The sequence below is a fragment of the Paenibacillus oryzisoli genome (genome assembly GCF_001653565.1).
Taxonomy (GTDB): domain Bacteria; phylum Bacillota; class Bacilli; order Paenibacillales; family NBRC-103111; genus Paenibacillus_E; species Paenibacillus_E oryzisoli.
Window position 1 is genome coordinate 75,498 of sequence record NZ_LYPB01000094.1, and the last position, 23,316, is coordinate 98,813.

The 23,316-nt window shown below is 47.8% G+C and carries 22 protein-coding genes; 4 read left to right on the forward strand and 18 right to left on the reverse strand.

Annotated features, from left to right (window positions below; genetic code table 11):
* Window positions 1-72: 72 nt before the first annotated feature.
* The 7 genes from A8708_RS33680 to A8708_RS33710 all read right to left on the reverse strand — a co-directional run bounded on the left by A8708_RS33680 (window position 73) and on the right by A8708_RS33710 (window position 5,151).
* On the reverse strand, window positions 73-1,158 hold the full coding sequence (locus A8708_RS33680; protein WP_082927980.1) for a DUF3048 domain-containing protein: 1,086 nt from the start codon (window positions 1,156-1,158) through the stop codon (window positions 73-75).
* Window positions 1,159-1,388: 230 nt separating this feature from the next.
* Complete coding sequence (locus tag A8708_RS33685) at window positions 1,389-2,171, reverse strand: sulfite exporter TauE/SafE family protein (protein WP_068671293.1); 783 nt, start codon at window positions 2,169-2,171, stop codon at window positions 1,389-1,391.
* A gap of 37 nt (window positions 2,172-2,208) precedes the next feature.
* A complete protein-coding gene (locus A8708_RS33690) occupies window positions 2,209-2,691 on the reverse strand; it encodes a DsrE/DsrF/DrsH-like family protein (RefSeq protein ID WP_068671295.1) in 483 nt (160 codons plus the stop codon).
* Window positions 2,692-2,808: 117 nt separating this feature from the next.
* Complete coding sequence (locus tag A8708_RS33695) at window positions 2,809-3,033, reverse strand: sulfurtransferase TusA family protein (RefSeq protein WP_068671297.1); 225 nt, start codon at window positions 3,031-3,033, stop codon at window positions 2,809-2,811.
* A 16-nt stretch (window positions 3,034-3,049) separates the two neighbouring features.
* Complete coding sequence (locus A8708_RS33700; protein ID WP_338044260.1) at window positions 3,050-3,634, reverse strand: sulfurtransferase TusA family protein; 585 nt, start codon at window positions 3,632-3,634, stop codon at window positions 3,050-3,052.
* Between the two features lie 28 nt (window positions 3,635-3,662).
* Entirely contained in the window at window positions 3,663-3,971 is a 309-nt protein-coding gene (locus A8708_RS33705; RefSeq protein WP_068671301.1) for a rhodanese-like domain-containing protein, read from the reverse strand.
* A 31-nt stretch (window positions 3,972-4,002) separates the two neighbouring features.
* Complete coding sequence (locus tag A8708_RS33710) at window positions 4,003-5,151, reverse strand: MBL fold metallo-hydrolase (RefSeq protein ID WP_068671304.1); 1,149 nt, start codon at window positions 5,149-5,151, stop codon at window positions 4,003-4,005.
* Window positions 5,152-5,418: 267 nt separating this feature from the next.
* On the opposite strand from A8708_RS33710, the gene A8708_RS33715 reads away from it, so the two are divergent.
* Window positions 5,419-5,883 (forward strand): ferritin family protein, encoded by a 465-nt coding sequence (locus A8708_RS33715; RefSeq protein WP_068671306.1) that lies wholly within the window; start codon window positions 5,419-5,421, stop codon window positions 5,881-5,883.
* A 78-nt stretch (window positions 5,884-5,961) separates the two neighbouring features.
* Window positions 5,962-6,333 carry a DUF2512 family protein gene (locus A8708_RS33720; protein WP_068671308.1) on the forward strand — a complete coding sequence of 124 codons (372 nt, stop codon included), beginning with the start codon at window positions 5,962-5,964 and terminating at the stop codon, window positions 6,331-6,333.
* A gap of 44 nt (window positions 6,334-6,377) precedes the next feature.
* Here the strand turns inward: A8708_RS33720 and A8708_RS33725 are convergent, their stop codons facing one another.
* The 5 genes from A8708_RS33725 to A8708_RS36285 form a co-directional block, all read right to left on the reverse strand.
* Window positions 6,378-6,767, reverse strand: a complete 390-nt coding sequence (locus A8708_RS33725) for a rhodanese-like domain-containing protein (protein ID WP_068671310.1) — start codon at window positions 6,765-6,767, stop codon at window positions 6,378-6,380.
* Between the two features lie 46 nt (window positions 6,768-6,813).
* Window positions 6,814-7,074 carry a metal-sensitive transcriptional regulator gene (locus A8708_RS33730; RefSeq protein WP_068671312.1) on the reverse strand — a complete coding sequence of 87 codons (261 nt, stop codon included), beginning with the start codon at window positions 7,072-7,074 and terminating at the stop codon, window positions 6,814-6,816.
* Window positions 7,075-7,250: 176 nt separating this feature from the next.
* Complete coding sequence (locus tag A8708_RS33735) at window positions 7,251-12,872, reverse strand: fibronectin type III domain-containing protein (RefSeq protein ID WP_068671314.1); 5,622 nt, start codon at window positions 12,870-12,872, stop codon at window positions 7,251-7,253.
* Between the two features lie 212 nt (window positions 12,873-13,084).
* Complete coding sequence (locus A8708_RS33740) at window positions 13,085-13,486, reverse strand: rhodanese-like domain-containing protein (RefSeq protein ID WP_068671316.1); 402 nt, start codon at window positions 13,484-13,486, stop codon at window positions 13,085-13,087.
* A gap of 61 nt (window positions 13,487-13,547) precedes the next feature.
* Window positions 13,548-13,733: a rhodanese-like domain-containing protein gene (locus tag A8708_RS36285; protein WP_068671318.1), complete on the reverse strand. Its 186-nt coding sequence runs from the start codon at window positions 13,731-13,733 to the stop codon at window positions 13,548-13,550.
* Between the two features lie 256 nt (window positions 13,734-13,989).
* On the opposite strand from A8708_RS36285, the gene A8708_RS33750 reads away from it, so the two are divergent.
* Complete coding sequence (locus A8708_RS33750; protein ID WP_068671323.1) at window positions 13,990-14,403, forward strand: thiol-disulfide oxidoreductase DCC family protein; 414 nt, start codon at window positions 13,990-13,992, stop codon at window positions 14,401-14,403.
* Window positions 14,404-14,771: 368 nt separating this feature from the next.
* Here the strand turns inward: A8708_RS33750 and A8708_RS33755 are convergent, their stop codons facing one another.
* Complete coding sequence (locus A8708_RS33755; RefSeq protein WP_068671324.1) at window positions 14,772-15,569, reverse strand: DODA-type extradiol aromatic ring-opening family dioxygenase; 798 nt, start codon at window positions 15,567-15,569, stop codon at window positions 14,772-14,774.
* A gap of 130 nt (window positions 15,570-15,699) precedes the next feature.
* Window positions 15,700-16,644, reverse strand: coding sequence for an N-acetylmuramoyl-L-alanine amidase (locus A8708_RS33760; protein WP_068671326.1), 945 nt, complete (start codon window positions 16,642-16,644; stop codon window positions 15,700-15,702).
* 99 nt (window positions 16,645-16,743) lie between these two features.
* Here A8708_RS33760 and A8708_RS36930 point away from each other — a divergent pair, with 99 nt between their 5' ends.
* The gene (locus A8708_RS36930; RefSeq protein WP_275667950.1) at window positions 16,744-16,872 is read left to right on the forward strand and encodes a hypothetical protein; all 129 of its coding nucleotides are present in this window, start codon (window positions 16,744-16,746) and stop codon (window positions 16,870-16,872) included.
* A 661-nt stretch (window positions 16,873-17,533) separates the two neighbouring features.
* Here A8708_RS36930 and purD read toward each other — a convergent pair.
* From purD to purM, 4 genes are all read right to left on the reverse strand, one after another.
* The gene (purD, locus tag A8708_RS33765; RefSeq protein ID WP_068671328.1) at window positions 17,534-18,799 is read right to left on the reverse strand and encodes a phosphoribosylamine--glycine ligase; all 1,266 of its coding nucleotides are present in this window, start codon (window positions 18,797-18,799) and stop codon (window positions 17,534-17,536) included.
* Window positions 18,800-18,866: 67 nt separating this feature from the next.
* Window positions 18,867-20,414, reverse strand: coding sequence for a bifunctional phosphoribosylaminoimidazolecarboxamide formyltransferase/IMP cyclohydrolase (purH, locus tag A8708_RS33770; protein WP_068671330.1), 1,548 nt, complete (start codon window positions 20,412-20,414; stop codon window positions 18,867-18,869).
* A gap of 1,189 nt (window positions 20,415-21,603) precedes the next feature.
* Window positions 21,604-22,215, reverse strand: a complete 612-nt coding sequence (gene purN, locus A8708_RS33775) for a phosphoribosylglycinamide formyltransferase (RefSeq protein ID WP_068671332.1) — start codon at window positions 22,213-22,215, stop codon at window positions 21,604-21,606.
* Window positions 22,215-23,255: a phosphoribosylformylglycinamidine cyclo-ligase gene (gene purM, locus A8708_RS33780; protein WP_068671335.1), complete on the reverse strand. Its 1,041-nt coding sequence runs from the start codon at window positions 23,253-23,255 to the stop codon at window positions 22,215-22,217. Before purM ends, purN begins: the two co-directional genes overlap by 1 nt.
* Window positions 23,256-23,316: the final 61 nt, after the last annotated feature.

Sequence of the window (23,316 nt, forward strand, 5' to 3'; positions counted from 1 at the left end):
TAATCATAGGATCTCAGTGTTTGCCTGTGATTAAGGGAATGTAAAGGGTTTGTAAAACATGACGAAACAGGACTACTCCATCTTCAACTTCGTCCCCTCCGGTACGATCTGCACCCACGTGTTGCCCGGCAGCAGCGGCACTTCCTTGCCATCGCTCGCATAGGCGCGAAGCATGCCATTCTTGCGTTCCCACGTGATCGCTTGGGACAACCCATCTTGGAAGATCACGCCCTTGTTCGGCCCGAACACATCAACAACTCGGCGCCCTTCTTTGTCGATGATCTGATGCTTGCTCTCTAGGACAAGCAGATTCTTGGTCTGCAACTGCTTGCTGGTTTCCTTATCGAGATGCGGTTTTCCTTCCATCGAACGCATATAAACACCCTTGGCAGCATCATACTCATACGATGCGAAATACCCCATGAGATAAGGGATTTGAATATAATGAACGGCTGCGCCCGTGAGTTTGCCCTGCCCCCCCTTAGCGAATGTGAGCAAAGGCCCATTCCATTCGGTGCGGAACTTGCGCGCCTCGGCACCTTTTTTCATTTTAGCCACAGAGGTATAGAGATTGTGCGGTGGCTTCCGATCCGTGGAACGCCAATAGTAGGCGCCATCGCCGTACACTTCATCGAGATGGGCCAGATTGCGGCCTGCCATCATATCCATCGCATCCTGGCTCCAGCCGGCATGTACAATAATCGCATCCAGCGCATCGCCAATCTCCACAAAATAAGGCCGAATGCTGCGCACAGGACCAATCACAGCTGCTGGTTGGCTCTGGAACACCGAGACGAATCTAGTAATCTCGCCCTCGGCTAGGATTTCATAGACGATGTCGGCCTGATCGAGGCCTGTTTGAGGCCGGGCTTGCGGCGCATTTTCGACCATGACCATATAGGGACGGGTCTTCACCTCGTAATCGGCTGGCAAACCAGTTAACGGAAATTTGTAAGGAAGCTGCGTTTCTACCGTTGTGCTAACAGACTGAGCAGCAGGCGTTGGCGTGGCCGAAGACGTCGAGGAGACGGCTTGTGGGCTTGGCGTTGGCGCGGCTGCCGGCTCCTCGCTGCAAGCTGTCATCAACAGAAACGCGCAGCCAAGAGTAAGCGTGAGGCTTAGGGATTTTTTAGTTAGTACAATCTTCAATGCTTTCAACGTATGCACCTCATTTTATCTGATTCTAGTACACATAATTAAGTATACGCCAGTGACTGGACTAATAGAATCAATGGTAAATGATTGGTTGCTTACGTCTCGATCGCTTCTTCTACGGATTTGTTCGTATCAGCGGTATAATGGAACATCTCCCTGATCCTGCTTGTTTGCCTAGTCTTCTAGCCCCTAAGTACTAGGGTTTCCAAAGAGTAGAAAAAAATTAGGAATTCTTATTTGCCGAGAATATCCATCCATATTTTCACCGTTGTAGCTACGATTAGACCAGCCAATATCCACTGAAGCAGCTTGGGATTCAATTTTTTACTGACTTTCGCCCCAATTGGAGCTGCGATGGTACTTGCAACAACCATAACAATCGACGGAATAAGAAGCATATGTCCTCCCGCTACTTTACCGGCAGTTGAGCCGATCGATGAGATAAAGGTAATGGCAAGGGAAGAAGCAATCGCTACACGTGTCGGAATTTTCAAAATAACCAGCATGACAGGTACGGTAATAAACGCGCCCGCCGCTCCCACAATACCTGAAACAACGCCGATAATAGCCGCGAAGATCGCTGCAACTGGTTTATTAAACTTCACCTTGCCAAAGTCCATATCTTCCTGTCCTTTTTTGGGAAGAAACATCATCACCGCTGCGACAAGAGCTAGTACTGCATAGGTAATGTTAATGAAGGAGTCGGATAGAAGTTTCGAACCGTAACCTCCAATAAAACTGCCAACAACGATAGTCCCCCCCATGATGATCACGAGCGATTTATTGATATACCCTCCTTTTCGAAAGGCCATCATGCCTGAAAGTGTGGCAAAAAAGACTTGAACCGCACTAATTGCCGAAACCTCATGAGCTGTAAATGCCGCAAACCCCAAGGCTGGCGGAATATACAGGAGCATCGGATACTTGATGATGGAACCGCCAATTCCAACCATGCCAGAAATGAGAGACCCTATAAAACCAATACCGAATAATAATAGTATCCATCCATAATCCATAGCTTTCTCCCCTATCTGGATTCTCACCACCTTGCTTTTAAATAAATAAATTCACTTTGGCATCTGCCGCGTCACCTAAATAAGCTGCTACCCCTGCATACTCGATCCCATCGAGCAGTTCTTCTTTTTGCAAGCCAAGCAAATCCATCGTCATAGTACAAGCCACTAGCTTAACTCCTTGCTCTTGTGCTAATTCAATGAGCTGCGGCAATGTTAGGGCATTATGCTTTTTCATCACATACTTAATCATCTTAGGACCTAGTCCGCCGAAATTCATTTTAGATAACCCCAGCTTGTTCGCACCACGCGGCATCATTTTGCCAAACATGGTCTCCAGCCAGCCTTTTTTGACCAGAACAGATTCATCTTTACGTAACGCATTAAGTCCCCAAAAGGTAAAGAACATCGTGACTTCATGGTCATAAGCAGCTGCACCGTTGGCAATAATAAATGCAGCAATCGCCTTGTCCAATTCACCGCTAAAAAGTACAATCGTTGATTTTTCTTTATTTTCTATCACAAAAGTCATCCCCTTTTCTATTCAACATACCCATACGGGTATTTAATAAGGCAAAAAAAATTCTACTTCTCTTTTAAGGACTACCACTAATGAAGTGGTAGCCTTTTTTTAATTTCCTTACCCTTTCTTTACTAAAAAGGTAAATACACCGTTGTCTTCTTTGGATTCAAGGAGTTCATGTTTCGTTTGGTTTACCCAAGCTTGAAAGTCCTTCATAGAACCTTTATCCGTTGTTTGAAGCTCCATAATTTGTCCAGACTCCAGAGAATCAATCCCTTTTTTTGCTTTAACAATCGGCATCGGACAAGCAAGACCTTTTGCATCTACAACTAAGTTTGCCATTATGCTTCTCTCCTTTTTATGATTGATCTTGTTCTTGATCATAAATCCATTCCGTCATGCCAGGCGTTACATTCTTAACATGATGAAACCCCTTGTCGGATAGGATTTGGCAGGCCATATCACTTCGATTTCCCGTACGGCAAACGACATAGTAAACCTGGCTTGGATCAAGCTCTGTTATTTTGCCTTCCAATTGCCCTAGCGGAATTGAGATCGCACCTGGAATGCGTCCAAATGCATATTCCGCGGGTTCCCGAACATCAATGATATGGATGGCTTCCGCTTCCCCGGAAGTAATCTTGGTTTGAAGCTCCTGATTTGTAGCGGTATGGGGATATTTTTGATCTGCCTTGGTATCCGCGGACTCTGCTTTACGAATAAAGTGGTGAAACACGTCATTTACCTCTTTTAATCCTACGTACTGATGTCCTGTACGGTTGGACCAGCTTTTCAGGTCGGCTATCGAGCCTTTATCTGTTGCGCGTATTTCCAATACTTCGCCTGCTTTCATTTCATCTATCGCCTTTTTCGTGCGAACGACTGGCAACGGACAAGCAAGACCTTCACATTCGATTACTCGATTCACTTGCAGGGTTGACATGAACATGACCTCCAATTTTATATTTATCTTATTTGCCGTACGCTTTTTTTCCAGTCCACTTCGACATGCCGCCTGGCATGTTGAGCACGTTATATCCCATGGAAGATAGGAAATCACAAGCTTGCCCGCTGCGGTTTCCGCTGCGACAGACGACTACTGTTTCTTGTTCCCTATCTATTTCATTTAGCGCCCTTGCGATTTGCCCTAACGGAATATGTTTGGCACCTGGGATGTGACCGGACTCCCACTCATCTTGTTCCCGCACATCTAGAAAAACGACATGTTCCTTCCTATTCATCCGAGCCAAAACTTCGTCCGGCATTTGCTCTTTATACATCGTTGTTGCCTCCTGTCTCTTAAGTAGTGATTTAGGCATCATGAACTGCGCAGCGATTAGGTCCAATCTCCATTTCTCGTTGTTCCTCATCCGATGGCGTAATTCTGCCCATATTCGTCTGACGTATTTCTTGATATGCATTCGGCTGTGGTGGTAAATTCTCAGTAACGGTACGACGGAAGGCCGTTTCCTCTCTAATGTTCAAGCCTGGATTCTCTTTGTATAAATCTCCAAGACGGGCAGATACTTGTCCCCCTTCTCCCAGTTCTGTATATTTACCAAAATGGGCAGGAAGCACGATGAGGTCATGGGACAATTGCTTATAACGCTCGTACAAAGTTGTTCTAAGATCGGTTACCCAATCCTCAGCTTTACCCGCGAGATCGGGACGACCAATGGATTTGACGAATAAAATATCTCCCGAAAGCAAGAATTGCTTGTCTACAATTAACGAGGTGCTTCCGATTGTATGCCCAGGCGAATAAATAGGTTGAATCTGAATTTCGGTATCACCAACGACAATACGGGTTCCTTCCTCAAGCTTGGCAAAGTCAAACACGACTTCTTCTGCATCTTTTGGGGGCAGCCAATACGTACCGCCTGTTTTTTCAGCTAATTTTCTTCCGCCAGAGATATGATCGGCGTGAAGATGCGTATCTATCGTGTGCTTAATGGATACTTGTTTTTCTTTGGCAAAGTTTTCAAACACCGCTGTCATTCGAACGCCATCAATGACTGCCGCTTCACCATTCGAAATCACCATGTAAGACAAGCAGCCTTTGCCGATACGGACAAACTGATAGATTTCCCCACCATCTTGCAAATCACCCACTTTAACGGGCTCCAGATGTTCACTCCAAGATTTCATGCCTCCCGCCAAGTAAGAAACACGTTCTTTGCCTTGTTCGATCAATTGCTCTCCCACGAATTTAGAAGATCCTTCTTTCGCACACACAACCAAGATTTCCTTATCATCCGGAAGCTGATCTACAACTGTTTCAACCCCATCGATTAAATCAAAATACGGTGTGTTTACTATCTGAACATGCGGCCCTTCAATTTTCCAATCCTTAAAGTCGTTTTCGTTACGCACATCTAAGATGAAGAGCGGTTCGTTATTTAAAACTTTTTTCGCTAATTGTGCCGCGCTCATTCCTTGCAGTTGAACTCCATTACCCATTGTTTCATTCCTCCCGAGAATGTGATTTAAAATCAAACGCCATTCGCCTCATACCCTGTGGGGTATATTTTTGTGCAAAAAAAATGTCTGTTAAGCCATGTATTTAGCATTACTTCATAACGTAATATACTTATACCCGTTGGGGTATGTGTATACTATAATCAAACTTTCTCTTTTCGTCAACCACTTTTGATAGCAAATACATTAGAACCCCTGTAGGCTTTCACACATACGATGATTTTAAAACAAGTAAATGGAGGATCACCTATGTACTGGAACTATTCCTATGCTTATCGCAATACCTTCCAACCTATGTGGAATGTTGGTTATGGGCACGCCTTAGAATTAATCAAAACCGCGGTGCAAGATGAACGGAACGATGAATTGTTCTATGATCAACTGATCAAGCTCGCACCTACCCCTGAACAAGCCGCCATCATTACATCCATTCGAGATGATGAACGCAGTCATAACGCCATGTTTCGGAGCATGTATCGCGAGATGACGGGCCAAGAAATTTATGGTGTCAGCGATGAGCAGTACCAGCCTGTACGCACATACTCCGAAGGCATTCAAAAAGCACTTCAAGGTGAACTAGCTGCTGTGGAGAAATATCGCAAAATCTGGTTTGGACTCCCTTATGGGATCTATAAGGATACGGTCTACGGTATTATTCTCGATGAGCTCAAGCATGCAAGCAAATATAATTATTTATTCACTTTGAATCGGTAAAACAAGCATAGTTCAAGGATGTAAAAGCCATATTAAGTTCAGAACGGCATACCTTGATTGAAAGAAGGCGAACGGGACATGTGGTCCATGTTAGGAAAGCTGCTTTTAAAACTGGTGATAAATGGCATTATCATCGTTCCCATCTTGATGTACTTAACGGATGCTACATTCATGGGGGCACTTTCTGCTACGTATACGTTTTCACTCGTTACCTACATCGTTGTTGATCAACTGTTTTTACGACTTACGAATAACATGGCTGCTGTACTAGCGGATATGTTATTAACCTATGCCTTCTTCTGGATCGTGGAAAGGCATTTCTACGACTGGTCTCTTTCTTTTACAGATATGACGATCGTCGCTATTGCTTACGGTGTGATGGAATTCTTCCTGCATACCTACTTTCAAAAAGACAAAGGCCGAATCGGTCGGCACAGTTTCTACGAGTAACACAAAAAAGTCATTAACCTACGTATAGGCTAATGACTTTTTCCTTATTGCACTTGCTTTCCGTTCCAGGACATGAGGCCACCCTTCAAATGGGACAGCTCGTTAAAACCCTGTTTCCGCAAAACTCTCGCCGCTTGCTTGCTTCTCATACCACTGCGACAGTACAGATAAATCGGACGATCCTTAGGAATCTCGCTCACTCTTTTCCCGATAGTCGATAATGAAATATTCACCGCTCCAGGGATGTATCCTTGCTTGACTTCACCAGGCTCACGCACATCGATCAGGGTATACTTATTCTTATCCGATCCCATAGCCTCTTGAAATTGCTCAGAGGACAGACTGCGCAGCCCTTTAACCCCTGCGAAACGTGAATAGAAGAACCAAACAATAAACCCTAATGCCACGATATTGAAAATCATATTGCTATCCATGACCTGCCTCCTTTCTCACAAAATAGCCGCTTATTCAGGAGGAGCATTAACGGCTTTTAACTAACAATTCTACAGCCTGCTTGACCATCTTGCTTGTGTCTCGGCCCGCTTCTTTTTCCTCCATAATGCAATTCTCTAAATTAACAGCAACAACCGTGGCAATCGTTTTATCTGCAGCGCTGCGGACAGCCGAGATTTGACTAACGACATCTTTGCAATCCTGTTCTTCCTCCATCATGCGTAGAATCCCGCGAATCTGGCCCTCCATACGCTTTAAACGCTTCTTCACATCATCATCGTATTTCATAAACAGCCTCCCCTTCATATACCCGTATAGGTATATTATTGCCGATATTGATTATAAAAACAAGTTGAAATACTTGAGAAAATATCTCTGCAGTGCCGCTCACCCAATCCAACTGGGGGCTAATAGAAAAAAACTGAACCTACGCCTCAGCGTGGTCCAGTTTTCTTTTCCTCATGTCACATTTGAAAATTTACCGCCAAGTTTAATGAGGTGTTCGCTACTGTTTCCTTGTACACGCCACCATAGGATAAGCCGAACGTATAGACGCCAGGCAGCAATTCCTTATGAATTTCGCCGCCAACCGTACTACCGAAGGTCCGCCAACTCCCTGCATAATAACTAACGGCGCCGCCATCCAGTGGATTGCCCAGACTATCTTGTAACTGAACATTCACGTTGACCGTCTGGAAGATGACCTCAGGGTTCGTTCCAATATTCTGCAACCTCTCCGTATACGTTCCCTCGTAGGTCATTGCAAACGTATAAGAGCCCGGCAGAAGTTCCTTGTGAATCTCACCGCCAACCGTACTTCCGAAGGTCCGCCAACTCCCTGCGTAATAACTAACGGTACCACCATTCAGCGGATTGCCCAGGCTATCCTTCAACTGCACATTTGCATTGACCGTCTGGAAGATGACCACGGGGTCTGCTCCAATATTCTGCACGCTCTCCCTATACGTTCCTTCATAGGTCATCGCAAAGGTATAAGAGCCAGGCAGCAATTCCTTGCGAATTTCCCCGCCAGCTATGTTCCCGAAGGTCCGCCAACTCCCTGCGTAATAACTCGCCGCCCCACTAGTAAGTGGATTGCCCAGACTATCCTTTAACTGCAGCTTCACGTTAACGGTCTGGAAGGCGATCACAGGATCAGTACCTGTGTTTTGGACTTTCTCCGTATACGTGCCTTCATAGGTCATAGCGAACGTATACGCTTTATCCGGCAACGACTTGCTGACGATTCCAGAAGCATTCGTAACGCCGAATTCTTTCCAACCCCCGTCATAGTAGGATACGACACCGCCACTGATGGCATTTCCGCTGCTGTCTTTAAATTGGACACGTACCTCATCAGCCACGGGTGGCGGATCCTGCAACACGATTTTACCGTATTGACTTACGTTTTTCGTACCGCCAATCCCACTGGCCCACTCCAAATATCCAAGCCGACCGTTGCCATTGTTATTATTGACAAGCAGTGAGACAAAGATGGGTTTCGTCGTATCCAGCATGTAAGGATATAATTCTGACCACGCAATATGAACTTTGTAGGTTTTCTTGCCGCTTTGGGAACTGTCGACGAGCATGCTGCCGTTCTGAACGAACTGACCGGCAGGCGTCCAGTTGGATGGCAAATCCCCTCCAATATACGGCACAGTTCCCTTGTAGAGGACAGGACCGTTAGCCGTCAATGCGGCTTGGAATTCCACTTGGGCCCCGACCATGCCGACTCCTGACGTATCAAGGCCAAATTGAATACTGTCACCGATATAATAATTACCTTTGGAATCGTTGGGTACGAAGCTGGCATCCGTTACCTCTATCACGAGATCGAGTCCATCATTGGCCGCCCCCACTGCAGCTCGAGCTGCAAACTCTGTGGGTTGTTCGGAAGTCAAGCTTTTGAATTCCCAATTGTCGTTAATCCAATGGATCTCCGTGCTCAACGCACCTGTGGTACGGTCAAACAAATTGCTCTTACTGCCAGCTGCGATGGGAACATTGGTGTTTTGTTGGGCTTTTTCATAGTCGGATAACAGGACATTTTGCGTCGAAGTCAATCCAGCAAGATAAGAGGCATTCACGTTGCTGATGTAATACATTTTGTTCGGTTTCACTTGCAGCGTAGGAGCTGCTTCCTCTTTACCGCCGATCCAATCGCGAACTACGGTGTTGCTTGTAAAAGCACTAGCAAGTGCTGGCTCGATTGCACCCGCATTCTCATCCTCGGACCATACCACGAGAATCGGCGATCCATCACTTTCGAAATAGACAGCTTTCTGATTTCCGCTCAGTGCGTATTCAGCCTTGTAGACAATATGATTTCCTAGTGTTTCAATAAATCGATGCATGACCACAGATCCTAGTCTCGGCTCTAGCTTCGGCTTCTTGCGGAATAATCCAGAAGATTCCGTAAACCAGCCTTCTTTATTAGCGAATGGTATAGCTTCGATTTCCGTATTATTCACCATGTCAAAATAGGCGATTTGTTCGACCCCATTTTTCATCTGGTACATATAGTCGTATAGCATATTTCTTGCAAGTACGGGCTCTGATTGGATAGTTGTTGTTTCCGAAGCATTGACGAGTCCTGCATGGGTCTCGGAAGACACCCAAGGCTTCGAAGGTACATTGTATCTTTGATCATAGGCCTGGTACTCTTTAGGATCGGGTAGCTTCCCATGAAGCGCCAACTTATCATAATAGTTCGCTCCGCCAAGACGCAGCAATTCATTATAGAAAGGCAAATATCGACGGCCGCCCATGCCTCCGATCCAAATTTCAGAATTCGGCTGAACACTTTTAATCGTCTCATATCCGGTACGCAGCAATTCCACGAACTTCTCCGGTGTATCCTGCCAGAAAATACTTCCGCCTTTCAAATGAGGTTCATTCCATACTTCCCATTTGGTAATCCGATCGCCATATCGCGCGACAAGCGCCCGCAGGAAATTAGCAAAATCATTCATGTCGGTTGGGGCGTAAGCCGCATACCCAGGAACGCCGATATAAACGTTTGTATCATCCGAGGAGGACGCCCACTTCGGTGTAAACACAATGTTGCCGATGATGTCCATGCCAGTACTTTGCAATTTATTGACATGTGCATCAAGCATTTCCCATTTATACACACCACGACTCGGTTCAATGGCCATGCTCGTATCGCCGAATTGCCCTCCCCATGGGATCGTATGAATTCTCGCAAAGTCAAAACCAATTAAATCTGCGAGGTCTATTGCTCTTAAATCACTAAAACCATTGCTAAATCCAAACAGCGGATTACGATCCGCTTTGCTTATGGATTGACTTTCTACGACAGCCACGGACGTTCGATTACGTACAAATTCTGCTGCCGTTTTCTTCGGATTAGAAAAGATCCGGTACGATTGTTGGAGCGGAAGCGTACCCGTAATCCCTTGTTTCGTATAGTCAAAAGCGATTTCGTAGTAGCCTTCGTGACTAGGTGTCCAACTCCAACCCGCTGTCAGTAAGGTTGACCGATCTACCGTAACTTGCCCAACAACCTGATTATCCGTATCATACACTGTCCCCGTCAACGTTTGCACGGAAGTGGGCAGCTGATCTTGGATACCCTTGAACACCACGTTTTGGCCGATCCTCCACCAGTTTGCAAAGACGTCTGCCGCCAGTGGGAAATACTCAACGGACTGCATGCTAACGTCGTCATAATACAGTGTTCCTGCATTCGGGATGTCCTGTAATTTCGTTGTCGCTACATTCACCTGAACTTGATTCGTTCCTGCTGGGAACTGACTATTATCTATCGTAAATGAAATATCCGTCCACGACGTGCTGCTCAAAGTTGGCGTGTTAGCTTGATCTATCTTGAGGAAGGTACCATCTTTAAAATAACTGATGAACACCCACGCGCCATTCCCTGCGTAATCAGCCGATTTCTTGGCTTTTACGGAAATCTTAATGGTTTGCATACCATTGTCGATCGGAATCATTTTGGATGAAAACCCTGCGGCTCCTGTACTTGTTGAGTTGATATATACCGCACTCGTGCCGCTGTTGACCGTTGCCGTCGTAGTGCCCATATCCACTCCGCTTGCCCCGCTCCATGAAGTAGAGTTCCAACTAATAGGGACAAGTTTGGTTCCACTTGATTTCGTTTCTTCAAAACCAGGATTCGCTACATCATAATAGCTCGTGGTAATGACATTAGCCACATTGCTCGCAGAAGAAAGATTGCCCGAACCATCTTTCGCTTTCACCGTAAACGCATATCCACTATAGGCTTCGAGACCTGTAACCGTATAGGTCACCCCGGTGACGGTTGCTACTAGCTTCGTACCATCGTTAATCTCGTAGCCTGTTACGCCCCCATTGTCGGTTGACGGGTCCCAGGTGAGCGTGACACTCTTCATCTTAATGTCGGATGCCGTTACGTTAGTTGGGGCTGTCGGCGGCTGAGTATCGTTAGTCACGTAAGCCTGGCTTGCTGGGGATTCATTTCCCGCTGCATCGACGGCCTTCACGGTAAACGTATAACTATTGGCTGCGATCAGGCCACTTGCCGTAAAGGTTAAACCTGTCACAGTCCCCACCAACACTGTGTCTTTATAAATTTTGTAGCCCGTCACCCCGATATTATCGTTCGAGGCATTCCAAGCCAAGTCAACACTTCCTGCCGTCTGACCTACGGCGTGGAGATTCGATGGCGCGCTTGGCGCTGCCGTATCAGGAATTAATTCGATCGCAGCGTCATCATAATACAGCGTTCCTTGCTGGCTAGCACTGCCGCCACGCAGCGTCGCTAGATTCAACTGCAAATTATTCGTTCCTGCAGGCAGGGCAGCGGTATTCACAGTCACCGAAATCTCTTTCCATTCACTACTGCTCAGCGCCACACTTGGCGCAACAATAGTACCAAGAAAGGATCCATTTTTCGCATAACTGAAGAAAACCCACGCATCATTGCCGACATAATCGGCCGACTTCTTGACCTTCACCGTCGCTTTAATTTGCATGTTATTGTCAATCGTCATCGTCTTGGACACCCAACCTGCGGCGCCTGCATCCACTGCGCTAATATACAGGGCGTTAGTTCCGCTATTGGCCTCAAGCGTCGTTACCCCTGTATCCACCGGCGTCGTTCGCGACCATAAGTTCGAATTCCAATTGACAGGAACAAGCTTATTTCCACTTGGCGTCGTGATCTCAAACCCAGGATTGGCGATGCTTACTACAATCGGCGTGCTCAGACTTACAGCGTTGCTGGACACAGATAGATTGCCCGCCGCATCTTTCCCTTTTACAGTAAACGTATAATTGGTACCCGCGTTGAGAGCGCTTACGGAATACGTTAACCCTGTCGTGGATCCAATCAGCGTTGTACCGTTGTAAACTTCGTACCCTTGAATGCCAACGTTATCCGTTGAGGCGTTCCATGCAAGAGTAACACTCGTCGCCGTTTGACCCGTAATGGCAAGATTAGTTGGAGCTGTTGGCGCCTCCATATCCAGCAGTTCCATCGTTACATCGTCGTAATAGAGTGTTCCGGCGTTGCTTGCACTGCCTGCTTTCGATGTCGCTAAGTTCAACCAGAGCATATTCGTTCCCACTGGAAACTGACTGCTGTTGACGGTTAACGTAATCTCTGTCCACTCTGTACTGCTTACTGTGGTCATATTGGATGAGGTTATTCCAAGGAAACTACCACTATTTCCATAGCTGATAAAAACCCAAGGATTATTGCCGGCATAATCTCCCGACTTCTTCACTTTCACTGTAGTCTTAATCGTTTGAGCACTGCCGTCAACCGGAATGGCTTTGGATGTCCAACCCGCAGCTCCAGCATCCGTTGCACTAATTGAAAGTGATTTTGTCCCGCTGCTGTACACGGCTGTCGTTACGCTAGTATCCACGGGAGTCGTTCTACTCCATAAAGACGCGGTCCAATTCGTCGGTATCAGTTTCATTTGACTCGCTGTTGTTTCTTCGAACCCGGGATTAAGTACATTAATAAAACTTGCTGCCTGAACGCGCGTTGACATCGCTGGAAACAATGCAACCAACATCGTGCAAAGTAACAGCCATACGACGGTCTTCCTCATAAATACATCCCCTCCTCGATCTCATTTGGACTCTCAAAAGCGCTTTCCATGATTCACTTCCCATTATTGATGGATTACACGGATAATTATAAGCCGAATGAGGTAGCCATCGAAACGAGACGATTTATACATCGTTATCCGATTTTAACCTTTTTGACAAAAAAAAGCCGACAACGCGATTATCGCTGCCAGCTTTCCCTATACTATTCTTTCTAAGCGCCGCCACTGCTTTGCTGTGTCACACTACCCTTCCACGCCATCATACCGCCCTTCAGATGAGCCAACTCGCTCCACCCATTCTTGCGAAGAACTCGTGCAGCTTGCTTACTTCTCATGCCACTTCGGCAGTACAAATAGAGGGGACGATCCTTCGGAATCTCACTCAACCTTCTCCCCAACGAGGATAAAGGGATATTCACCGCTCCTGGAATGTAACCTTGCTTCACTTCACCAGGCTCACGCACATCAATGAGATGATGCTTGTCCTTACTCGTGGCCTCTTGAAATTGATCGGATGATAAATTACGCAGCCCTTTGACACCCGCAAACCGAGAATAGAAGAAAAACACGATAAAACCGAGTGCCACAATATTGAAAATCATATTACTGTCCATAAGTTCCCCTTTCTTGAAGCCTGTCTTTATCTGCTTTTAACTAACAATTCCACAGCTTGCATCACAATTTTACTAGTGTCTCTGCCCGCTTCCTGCTCCTCTTTAATACAGTTCTCCAAAGCTGTCTACCTTCGATTTTCCAGTCTGCATAGTCGGTTTCGTTCCGCACATCCAGAATAAAAGTAGGTGCCTGATTCAGTACTCTACGAGCTAGTTGAGCGGCATCCATACCTTGCAATTGATTCATCGTCTTCCCTCCGTTAGTAAGTATTTCATTCATATACACCGTTATATACCCCGCCGGGTATATAACTAGCAAAAAAAAGAGACTGCAATAATATTTGACTTTACCCGTTCGTCACGCATACCCCCATAGGTATATAAGAACTAAACAAACTTATCCACTTTTCGTCAATCCTCTTACGATTTGCTCAATTAGCTGGACGTCGTATAATTAGAGTAGCTTCCTCCAACAACTGTGGCGACCAAAGGAGACATCCACCATGTCAACTCATATTGATCAGCACGCTGTTATTTTGTTTGACGGAGTTTGCCTACTCTGCAACAGCGCGGTGCAATTCATCCTGCGAAATGACCCGAATGGCGTGTTTCGCTTCGCTTCTCTCCAGTCGGAGACGGGGCAACGACTGCTCGCCGAGCACAAGCTGCCGCTAGATCAACTCAGCACCATTGTGCTGATCGAAGACGGCCGCTCTTATACGCGCAGCTCAGCCGCATTGCGTATATCACGGCGTTTGCGTGGTGCCTGGCCACTCGCCTACGCGGCAATCGTGATTCCGGCTCCGATCCGCAACCTTGGATACAGCTTCATCGCTCGCAATCGCTATCGCTGGTTTGGCAAGACCGAGCATTGCATGCTGCCGAAGCCGGAACATAAGGGGCGGTTTCTGGATTGAGCTGTGCCCCGTCCATCAACCATAACGACAAAAAGGGTTAAGCTTCGCTTACCCCATAACCGAAAACATATAAATTCTGGCATGTCAGAATAAGCAGCCACGCCGTCCTTCATCTGCCTACTTTCTCTACCTATCCCCAATAGTCCGAAATAACCGAACTAATTCCTTTGTCGCTATCCTGGATACTCCAATAGTCCGAATTAGCCGAACTAAATCCCCTCAAATGACCTCTGCATCCGAAAAATGGTCATTTAGTTCGGTAAAATCGGACTACGCACGCTTTTACGCTCGAAATCCCCGATTTAGTTCGGAAATATCGGACTACACTCACTATCAGCATCTTGCACCCCATTCTGAATACGTAAGACCTAAGTCTCCTGTTTACGTATACGTAGACTGCCGAACATCCAGCAGCATAGGCTCAGGCTGCCCATCTGAAAGCTGTGATGCAGCAGCTTAGCGTTCCGTGAAGCATCGCCTGCGCCCATTGCAATGAGCAATGGTGCAAAATGCTCCGGCGTCGGAACCGCCTCCCGCGCATGTGGCGCGCGTTCGTCGTAGCGAATCAACGCCTCCACGTTCCAAGTTTCTAGTTGCTCCGCTAGCCACTCATCGAATTCCACTGCCCATAACTGCGGTACCGGATTGTTCTCATCCAGCTTGCTCAGGTTGTGAACCGTTCCGCCACTGCCAATCATCAGCACTTGCTCCTCCCGCAGGGGACCCAACGCGGCACCAATTCGGTAATGCTCCTCAGCTGTTAATCGCGGATTAACAGAAAGTGTCACAACCGGAATCTGCGCGTGGGGGTACATAATCGAAAGTGGCGCCCACACCCCATGATCCAAGCCTCGCCTGTCATTCAACTCACAGCGTATGCCCTCTTGCTGGAGCAACTGCTGAATATGGAGACTTAGGGGAAGATCCCCTTTGGCCGGATAGTTAATGTCATAAAGTTCTTCTGGGAATCCTGAGAAATCGTACATCATCTCCGGCTCGACAGCCGAGCTAATCTTCTGCACGGGGCTTTCCCAATGTGCACTGAACACAACGATAGCTTTCGGCTTGGGCAGCGACATCGCAAGTCTTTGCAAAAACTCCGTATACGCATGGGACTCCATCGCCAAACTCGGTGAGCCATGTGCAATAAAAAATGCAGGCAGCACAGCACCGCCCCCTCCCAACCAAATCATTGCCAATTATCTACATTATTCTCGAATCTGCGAAAATAAAACCATGCCACACGCGCCTTGGAAGAAGTCCTCTGTGCTCCAACCCATCCTTGCTACGTCGCCCTCACTTACCATTCACAAATTGCTCAATTCCATCCGCAATGCCTATGGCAAGCTTCTGTTGATACGCCGCTTCCGACATCAGCTCGTCCTCTTCGGGATTCGTCATGAACCCGATCTCCACGAGCGCGACGGGTACTTTCGACCAGTTGAAGCCGCTCAAATCATCTCGCGCCGATAAGCCACGTCCCTTCGAACCCGTCGCTTGCTGCATACCAGCTAGAAGAAAACCTGCTGCTTGCTTACTTTCCGCTGCGATCGGCTTAACAGCCGGTTGCGCAGCAGATGGGTACAAGACCGAAAACCCTTTCGTACTTGCTGAGGCATCACCATCTGCATGTATCCGTACAACCAGCGCAGCTCCTGCCTCATTCGCCATATCCGCACGCTGCTTGTTGCTAATATCCACGTCATGCGTCTCGCGCGTCATCGCTACGTTGATCCCTCGCCTCGTCAGCTCGTCTTTCAGTAGCAAGGATACCTCCAGATTAAGCACATACTCTGGCTTCTTTGTACGTACCCCAACCGTTCCTGAGCTAACTTTGGCCTTCGTTTCCCGCGTATCTGGCCCGACCTGCTCAGGCCCATTATTGCCAACCCGCTGATGTCCCGGGTCGATCATGACGAGCTCCTTGCCCTTAGGGACACTTGGCAACGCGGTTGGAGCAGCCGCCTTCGTTGGTGTCGGCTTCGTCTCTGGCGTTGCGACTGGCGTCGGAGCCGCTGTCGGGGCTGGTGTTGGTGCAGCTGTAGCTGCCGCCGGCACCTCGGTTGGCGCAGCCATTGCCTGCGCTGCTGTCGCCTGCGTAGCCGTCACCTGCGGCGAAGCGCTCTGCACAGCCTGCGGCGTAAGCACTGCCGCGGGCACTGGCTGGTTATCTCCACAACCAGCCAACACAGCAACAAGCGATATGACAACCGAGAGTATGCGCATTCTTTTGTAACCCATCAGGAATTCCCCTTCTTCTCTATACTCACTCTGTATAAAAACATCCACCATTCGCGAAACTACTACTACCATGCTTCTCCACATTTGGGAGGTTCCTCTATGCAGTCACTTTGGCATTATTTCACTGATCACTGGCTGTCGATTTCATTAGTTATTGGTGCGTTATTGGCGTGCTATTTCGTCTACAAGAACAGAAGTAAATACATTCGTGGCTGGGATAAAAAGTAGCAGAAAATATCCCACTCCTTCACCGGCGGCGGCGTTTAACCAGTGATCGCACCAGTTAGTCACTACGAATGCACGCCCCCTTGGCCGATAACAACTAGTGTCACTTGAGTGCATGAACTAGCCATGCCGGCCAGTGCTGTATTTGAGACCTCTTTACAGTTTATAATCAATCAGTTTCCCGTCAGAATCGATAACCTGGACATAACGCTCCCCAGTTGGCTCTTGCCGAATACGCTTACCATTTTCTATATAAAAATGGGAGCCCCAGCTTTTCTCGCTTTATCTTGTACGGATTTTTCAATTTTCTTGTAAATTTCATCCAGTTCCTTTTCCGTCTTCAAGCCAGTCACCACCTCTGATTAACTTTCTTCTCATTATATCACACTACGACCAGACATAATCCCAACAGCTAACCCTATTAGTTAAGTAGCTAAATTGGCTTCTATCGTAATCCTACGATGAAGAACGTCCGTAATTTTACTCCACCAAGTCACCAACTATCTCTCCCCCACCTGCTGAATGGAACATAGATCAACCGTTCCCTCCTCCGTGCTTCCCTCCATATCTCCACAAAAAAACACAGCCCCTCACGCGACACCCCAATCGGGTATTCGCACAAAGAGACTGTGTATTTGTGTTAGCTAGCTGCCGTTCCTATAACTTATCTCAATGCCTTCATTGCAATATCCGTCCGGTAATGCTTACCCTCAAAATGAATCCGATCCGCATCCGCATAAGCTTTCTGACGAGCTTCTACGATGTCCTTGCCAAGGCCCGTGATCCCGAGCACGCGCCCACCATTGGTGACGATTTGCCCGTTCTCATCAACTGCGGTACCCGCGTGGAACACTAATGCATCTTGCACTTGATCCAGTCCCGTAATTGGCAATCCCTTCGGATACGGACCAGGGTATCCTGGGGAAGCGACGATGACACAGACTGCGGCTTGCTCGCTCCACTCGATTGGCTGCTCAGCCAACGTACCGTTGTTGATCGCTAGAAAAATATCCAGCAAATCCGTTTGCAATCGCGGCAAAATGACTTGCGTCTCAGGGTCACCGAAGCGCGCGTTGAACTCGATGGTTTTTACACCGTTCGGAGTCAAAATCAGACCCGCGTACAGCACGCCCTTGAACGGACGGCCTTCTGCTACCATCGCATCGGCTGTCGGTTGAACGATGTTCACAAGTGCTTCTTGCACGATGGACTCAGGAATATGTGGAAGTGGGGAGTATGTACCCATTCCGCCTGTATTCGGTCCTTTATCATTATCAAAAACCGGCTTATGATCCTGCGAAGGCACCATCAAACGCACCGTCGAACCATCCACGAACGCCAGCAAGGACATTTCTTGCCCGGTCAGGAACTCCTCGATCACGACGCTTGCGCCTGCCGATGCCCCAAAAACCTGCCCAACCATGATGTCCTTCAACGCAGCTTCGGCTTCTTCCATCGTTTGGGCAACAGTAACGCCTTTACCAGCGGCTAAGCCGTCAGCTTTAATAACGATTGGCGCTGTCTGCGAGCGCAAGTATGCCAGTGCTGGCTCGTATGCGTCGAACGACTCGTAAGCAGCTGTAGGGATGCTGTATTTTTTGAGCAGCTGCTTCATGAACACTTTGCTGCCTTCGATAATCGCTGCGTTGGCGCGAGGGCCGAATGCTGCGATGCCTTTGGACTCCAGATGATCGACCAAACCTGCCGCTAACGGATCATCAGGCGCGACCATAACCAAATCAATTGCCTGCTCCTTGGCAAATGTAGAGATCTCTTCGAACTGTAGTTCCGTAATCGGCACGCATTCCGCTAAGCCAGCGATACCGCCGTTGCCTGGTGCGCAGAACAGTTTGCTGACCTTCGGGCTTTTGCTAAGTGCCCATACAATCGCATGCTCACGTCCGCCACGTCCAATAACTAATACACGCATTGCTGAAATCCCCTCTCATGGGGAATGCCCACGGTCCCCTTACGAATCGTGAGCATTCTCAATTGTTTTAGTGTTTAAAATGACGAACGCCTGTCATGACCATCGCAATACCATTTTCGTTGGCAACGCGAATGGATTCTTCGTCTTTGATGGAGCCGCCTGGTTGAATCACCGCAGTGATGCCGGCTTTAGCTGCCATTTCGAGCGTGTCGCCCATCGGGAAGAAAGCATCGGACGAAAGGACGGAGCCTTTCGATTTGTCGCCAGCTTGCTCGATCGCGATTTTTGCTGCGCCAACACGGTTCATTTGACCCGCGCCTACGCCAACAGTCATATCATCAGCCACAAGAACGATGGCATTAGATTTAACGTGCTTAACGACTTTCCATGCGAAAAGCAATTGCTTCATCTCTTCCGCTGTCGGTTGACGCTCGGAAACGACTTTCAAATCGGCTTCTGTCAGTTGGTAAGCATCGCTAGCTTGTACCAGCATGCCGCCTTCAACTGTTGTGATCACTGGCTGAGACTCACGACCAGCAATCGTATCCAAACCGGCTACTTTCAGTAGGCGGATGTTTTTCTTTTTAGCCAGAATATCAAGCGCTTCTGGAGTAAAATCTGGCGCGATGACGATTTCCAAGAAAATCTCATGCAGCAATTGTGCAGTCGCTTCGTCGATCGCACGGTTCGCAGCCACGATACCACCGAAGATGGACGTCGGGTCAGCATTGTACGCTTTCGTGTAAGCTTCAAGCACGTTCGTTCCGATACCTACGCCGCAAGGGTTCATGTGCTTAACGGCAACAACCGCAGGCTCGCTGAACTCTTTTACAATTTGAAGGGCTGTATTAGCGTCATTAATATTGTTGTAGGATAATTCCTTACCGTGTAATTGTTCAGCCGTTGTAATGTTGCCAGCAGCTGCATTCGGCGTGCGGTAGAACGCTGCGCTTTGGTGCGGGTTTTCGCCGTAGCGAAGCTCTTGCATTTTCTCAAACGTTACTGTGTAACGCTCTGGGTAAGGCTCACCTTGGAGGCCAGTCAAATAGTCGCCGATCAAAGCATCGTAAGCGCCCGTGTGACGGAACACTTTTGCAGCAAGCGTTTTACGCGTAGCAAGTGTCGTGTCGCCCGTCTCTTGCACTTCTTCCAACACTTTCGCATAGTCATTCGTGTCTACGATAACGGAAACGAAAGCATGGTTTTTCGCTGCGGAACGAAGCATGGTAGGTCCACCGATATCGATGTTCTCGATCGCATCTTCATACGTAACATCAGGCTTCGCAATCGTCTCTGCAAAAGGATACAAATTCACGACAACCAGATCAATGTACTCAAGGCCAAGCTCTTTCATGCTCGCTTGGTGCTCTTCGTTGTCACGAACAGCCAGAAGTCCGCCATGCACGTTCGGGTGAAGTGTTTTCACACGGCCGTCCATAATTTCTGGGAACCCTGTAACCTCGGAAATACCGATAACCGGTACCCCTTTATCCTTTAACAAACTAAGCGTACCACCTGTGGAAATGATCTCAACGCCCAGCTTTGACAGCTCGCTCGCGAATTCAACGATGCCCGTTTTATCGAAAACGGAGATCAGTGCTCTTTTGATTGCCACTATGCTTCCTCCTTAGGGAATGGGATTGTATGTGAATGAATGCTTAGTGATGTAAAACATCACTAAAGCGGATATTTCTTGCGGGATGCCCTACTTAGTGATGAAAAACATCACTAAACACACGACACTCCCACTTTGCGGGGCATATTCGACTCTTTAGTGATGAAAAACATCACTAAATACACGACACTCCCACTTTGCGGAGCATATTCGACTCTTTAGTGATGAAAAACATCACTAAATACACGACACTCCCACTTTGCGGAGCATATTCGACTCTTTAGTGATGAAAAACATCACTAAATACACGACACTCCCACTTTGCGGAGCATATTCGACTCTTTAGTGATGAAAAACATCACTAAATACACGACACTCCCACTTTGCGGAGCATATTCGACTCTTTAGTGATGAAAAACATCACTAAATACACGACACTCCCACTTTGCGGAGCATATTCGACTCTTTAGTGATGAAAAACATCACTAAATACACGACACTCCCACTTTGCGGAGCATATTCGACTCTTTAGTGATGAAAAACATCACTAAATACACGACACTCCCACTTTGCGGAGCATATTCGACTCTTTAGTGATGAAAAACATCACTAAATACACGACACTCCCACTTTGCGGAGCATATTCGACTCTTTAGTGATGAAAAACATCACTAAATACACGACACTCCCACTTTGCGGAGCATATTCGACTCTTTAGTGATGAAAAACATCACTAAATACACGACACTCCCACTTTGCGGAGCATATTCGACTCTTTAGTGATGAAAAACATCACTAAATACACGACACTCCCACTTTGCGGAGCATATTCGACTCTTTAGTGATGAAAAACATCACTAAATACACGACACTCCCACTTTGCGGAGCATATTCGACTCTTTAGTGATGAAAAACATCACTAAATACACGACACTCCCACTTTGCGGAGCATATTCGACTCTTTAGTGATGAAAAACATCACTAAATACACGACACTCCCACTTTGCGGAGTATATTCGACTCTTTAGTGATGAAAAACATCACTAAACACACAACACTCCCACTTTGCGGAGCATATTCGACTCTTTAGTGATGAAAAACATCACTAAGAGTCGAAGTAGAACGTCTAGCGCTATATAAAAAATGATAAGTGCCACACACGCACCCATGCGCGTGTCGTTTCCAAACCCTACTTCCGCACGCTCACCCTGCGGCCGTCCAAGCTCACGCGGCCCTCGCGCAGCCACCGCACAACCTGCGGCAGCAGCACGTGCTCGGCCGCATGGATTCGCTCCGTGAGCGAATCGGCTGTCTCGTGCTCGTGGATTTCCACGGCACGCTGAGCGATGATCGGGCCGGAATCCAGCCCGCCATCGACGAAATGCACCGTGACGCCTGTCTGCTTCACGCCATACTCAACCGCCTGTTCCACAGCGCGCACGCCGGGGAACGATGGCAACAACGACGGATGAATGTTAATCATCCGCCCGAAGAACGGCTCAACCAGCACATTCGTAATAATCCGCATGTATCCTGCCATCACGACCAGATCAACCTGCCGATCCTGTAGCTCTTTCAAGATCAACGTCTCATAAGCCTCACGGCTCGCGTATTCCTTCGGGTTAAAGGCAAAGACAGGTACCTTCGCTTCCTTGGCCCGCTCGATAACGAACGCCTGTGGGCGGTCACAGACAAGAAGCTCGATGCTAACATCAAGCTTCCCCTTCTGTACCTGATCCACAATGGCCTGGAAATTCGAGCCGCTGCCTGAAGCCATCACCGCAATGCGATAAGGCTGCATTAGACGTCAGCTCCTTGGAACGTAACAACACGCTCTCCTTCGGTTACAACACCTAGACGGTATGCTTTCTCGCCTTGTGCTTGGGCTGCAGCGATTGCTTTCTCTGCATCGTCAGCTGCCACGATCACAACCATCCCGATTCCCATGTTGAATGTGCGGAACATATCGTTATTCGTGATGTTACCTACACGTTGCATCAAGGAGAAGATTGGAAGGATCGGCCATGATCCGTATTGGATATCCACGTTCACGCCATCCGGCAGAACCCGCGGAATATTTTCGATGAAACCGCCGCCTGTGATATGCGCCATCCCTTTAATCGCTACGTCTTCCAACATAGCAAGAACTGGCTTCACATACAGCTTCGTTGGCTCAAGCAACACGTTGCCAAGCTTGTCGCCAAGCTCATCCACATGCCCTTGAAGCGTATATCCGTTATCTTCTAGCAAAAGCTTGCGCACAAGCGAGAACCCGTTGCTGTGTACACCGCTTGAAGCTAGTCCTAGCACGACATCTCCAGGACGGATCGTTGTTCCGTCGATGATCTTTTTCTTGTCGACGATTCCAACCGTAAAGCCAGCAATGTCATACTCCCCTTCAGCATACATGCCCGGCATTTCCGCCGTTTCGCCACCGATTAGTGAGCAACCTGATTGCGCACAACCGTCGGCGATCCCTTTAATGATCGCTTCAATTTTCTCTGGAATGACTTTGTCACAAGCGAGATAGTCTAGGAAGAACAACGGCTCTGCGCCTTGCACGATAATATCGTTCACGCACATCGCAACCGCGTCAATCCCAATCGTATCATGCTTATCCATGGCAAAAGCAATCTTCAGCTTCGTGCCCACGCCGTCCGTACCCGATACGAGTACAGGCTCCTCATACTTGTCTTTGTTCAAGCTGAACAGCCCGCCGAAGCCTCCGAGATCTGTTAACACTTCCGGACGGAATGTCCGTTTTACGTGCTTTTTCATCCGTTCTACTGCTTCGTTCCCCGCCGCGATATCGACGCCAGCCTTTTTATAAGCATCCGACACTGACCAACACTCCTTAGTTTGTCTATATATGGGGGAGGTCGTTAGACCCCCGTTTTCTCTC

Coding starts and splice junctions, on each gene's coding strand:
- A8708_RS33685 (WP_068671293.1), bottom strand. CDS start 2,171: ATGGATTATGGATGGATACTATTATTATTCGGTATTGGTTTTATAGGG.
- A8708_RS33695 (WP_068671297.1), bottom strand. CDS start 3,033: ATGGCAAACTTAGTTGTAGATGCAAAAGGTCTTGCTTGTCCGATGCCG.
- A8708_RS33700 (WP_338044260.1), bottom strand. CDS start 3,634: ATGTCAACCCTGCAAGTGAATCGAGTAATCGAATGTGAAGGTCTTGCT.
- A8708_RS33705 (WP_068671301.1), bottom strand. CDS start 3,971: ATGTATAAAGAGCAAATGCCGGACGAAGTTTTGGCTCGGATGAATAGG.
- A8708_RS33710 (WP_068671304.1), bottom strand. CDS start 5,151: ATGGGTAATGGAGTTCAACTGCAAGGAATGAGCGCGGCACAATTAGCG.
- A8708_RS33715 (WP_068671306.1), top strand. CDS start 5,419: ATGTACTGGAACTATTCCTATGCTTATCGCAATACCTTCCAACCTATG.
- A8708_RS33720 (WP_068671308.1), top strand. CDS start 5,962: ATGTGGTCCATGTTAGGAAAGCTGCTTTTAAAACTGGTGATAAATGGC.
- A8708_RS33725 (WP_068671310.1), bottom strand. CDS start 6,767: ATGGATAGCAATATGATTTTCAATATCGTGGCATTAGGGTTTATTGTT.
- A8708_RS33730 (WP_068671312.1), bottom strand. CDS start 7,074: ATGAAATACGATGATGATGTGAAGAAGCGTTTAAAGCGTATGGAGGGC.
- A8708_RS33735 (WP_068671314.1), bottom strand. CDS start 12,872: ATGAGGAAGACCGTCGTATGGCTGTTACTTTGCACGATGTTGGTTGCA.
- A8708_RS33740 (WP_068671316.1), bottom strand. CDS start 13,486: ATGGACAGTAATATGATTTTCAATATTGTGGCACTCGGTTTTATCGTG.
- A8708_RS36285 (WP_068671318.1), bottom strand. CDS start 13,733: ATGAATCAATTGCAAGGTATGGATGCCGCTCAACTAGCTCGTAGAGTA.
- A8708_RS33750 (WP_068671323.1), top strand. CDS start 13,990: ATGTCAACTCATATTGATCAGCACGCTGTTATTTTGTTTGACGGAGTT.
- A8708_RS33760 (WP_068671326.1), bottom strand. CDS start 16,644: ATGGGTTACAAAAGAATGCGCATACTCTCGGTTGTCATATCGCTTGTT.
- A8708_RS36930 (WP_275667950.1), top strand. CDS start 16,744: ATGCAGTCACTTTGGCATTATTTCACTGATCACTGGCTGTCGATTTCA.
- purD (WP_068671328.1), bottom strand. CDS start 18,799: ATGCGTGTATTAGTTATTGGACGTGGCGGACGTGAGCATGCGATTGTA.
- purN (WP_068671332.1), bottom strand. CDS start 22,215: ATGCAGCCTTATCGCATTGCGGTGATGGCTTCAGGCAGCGGCTCGAAT.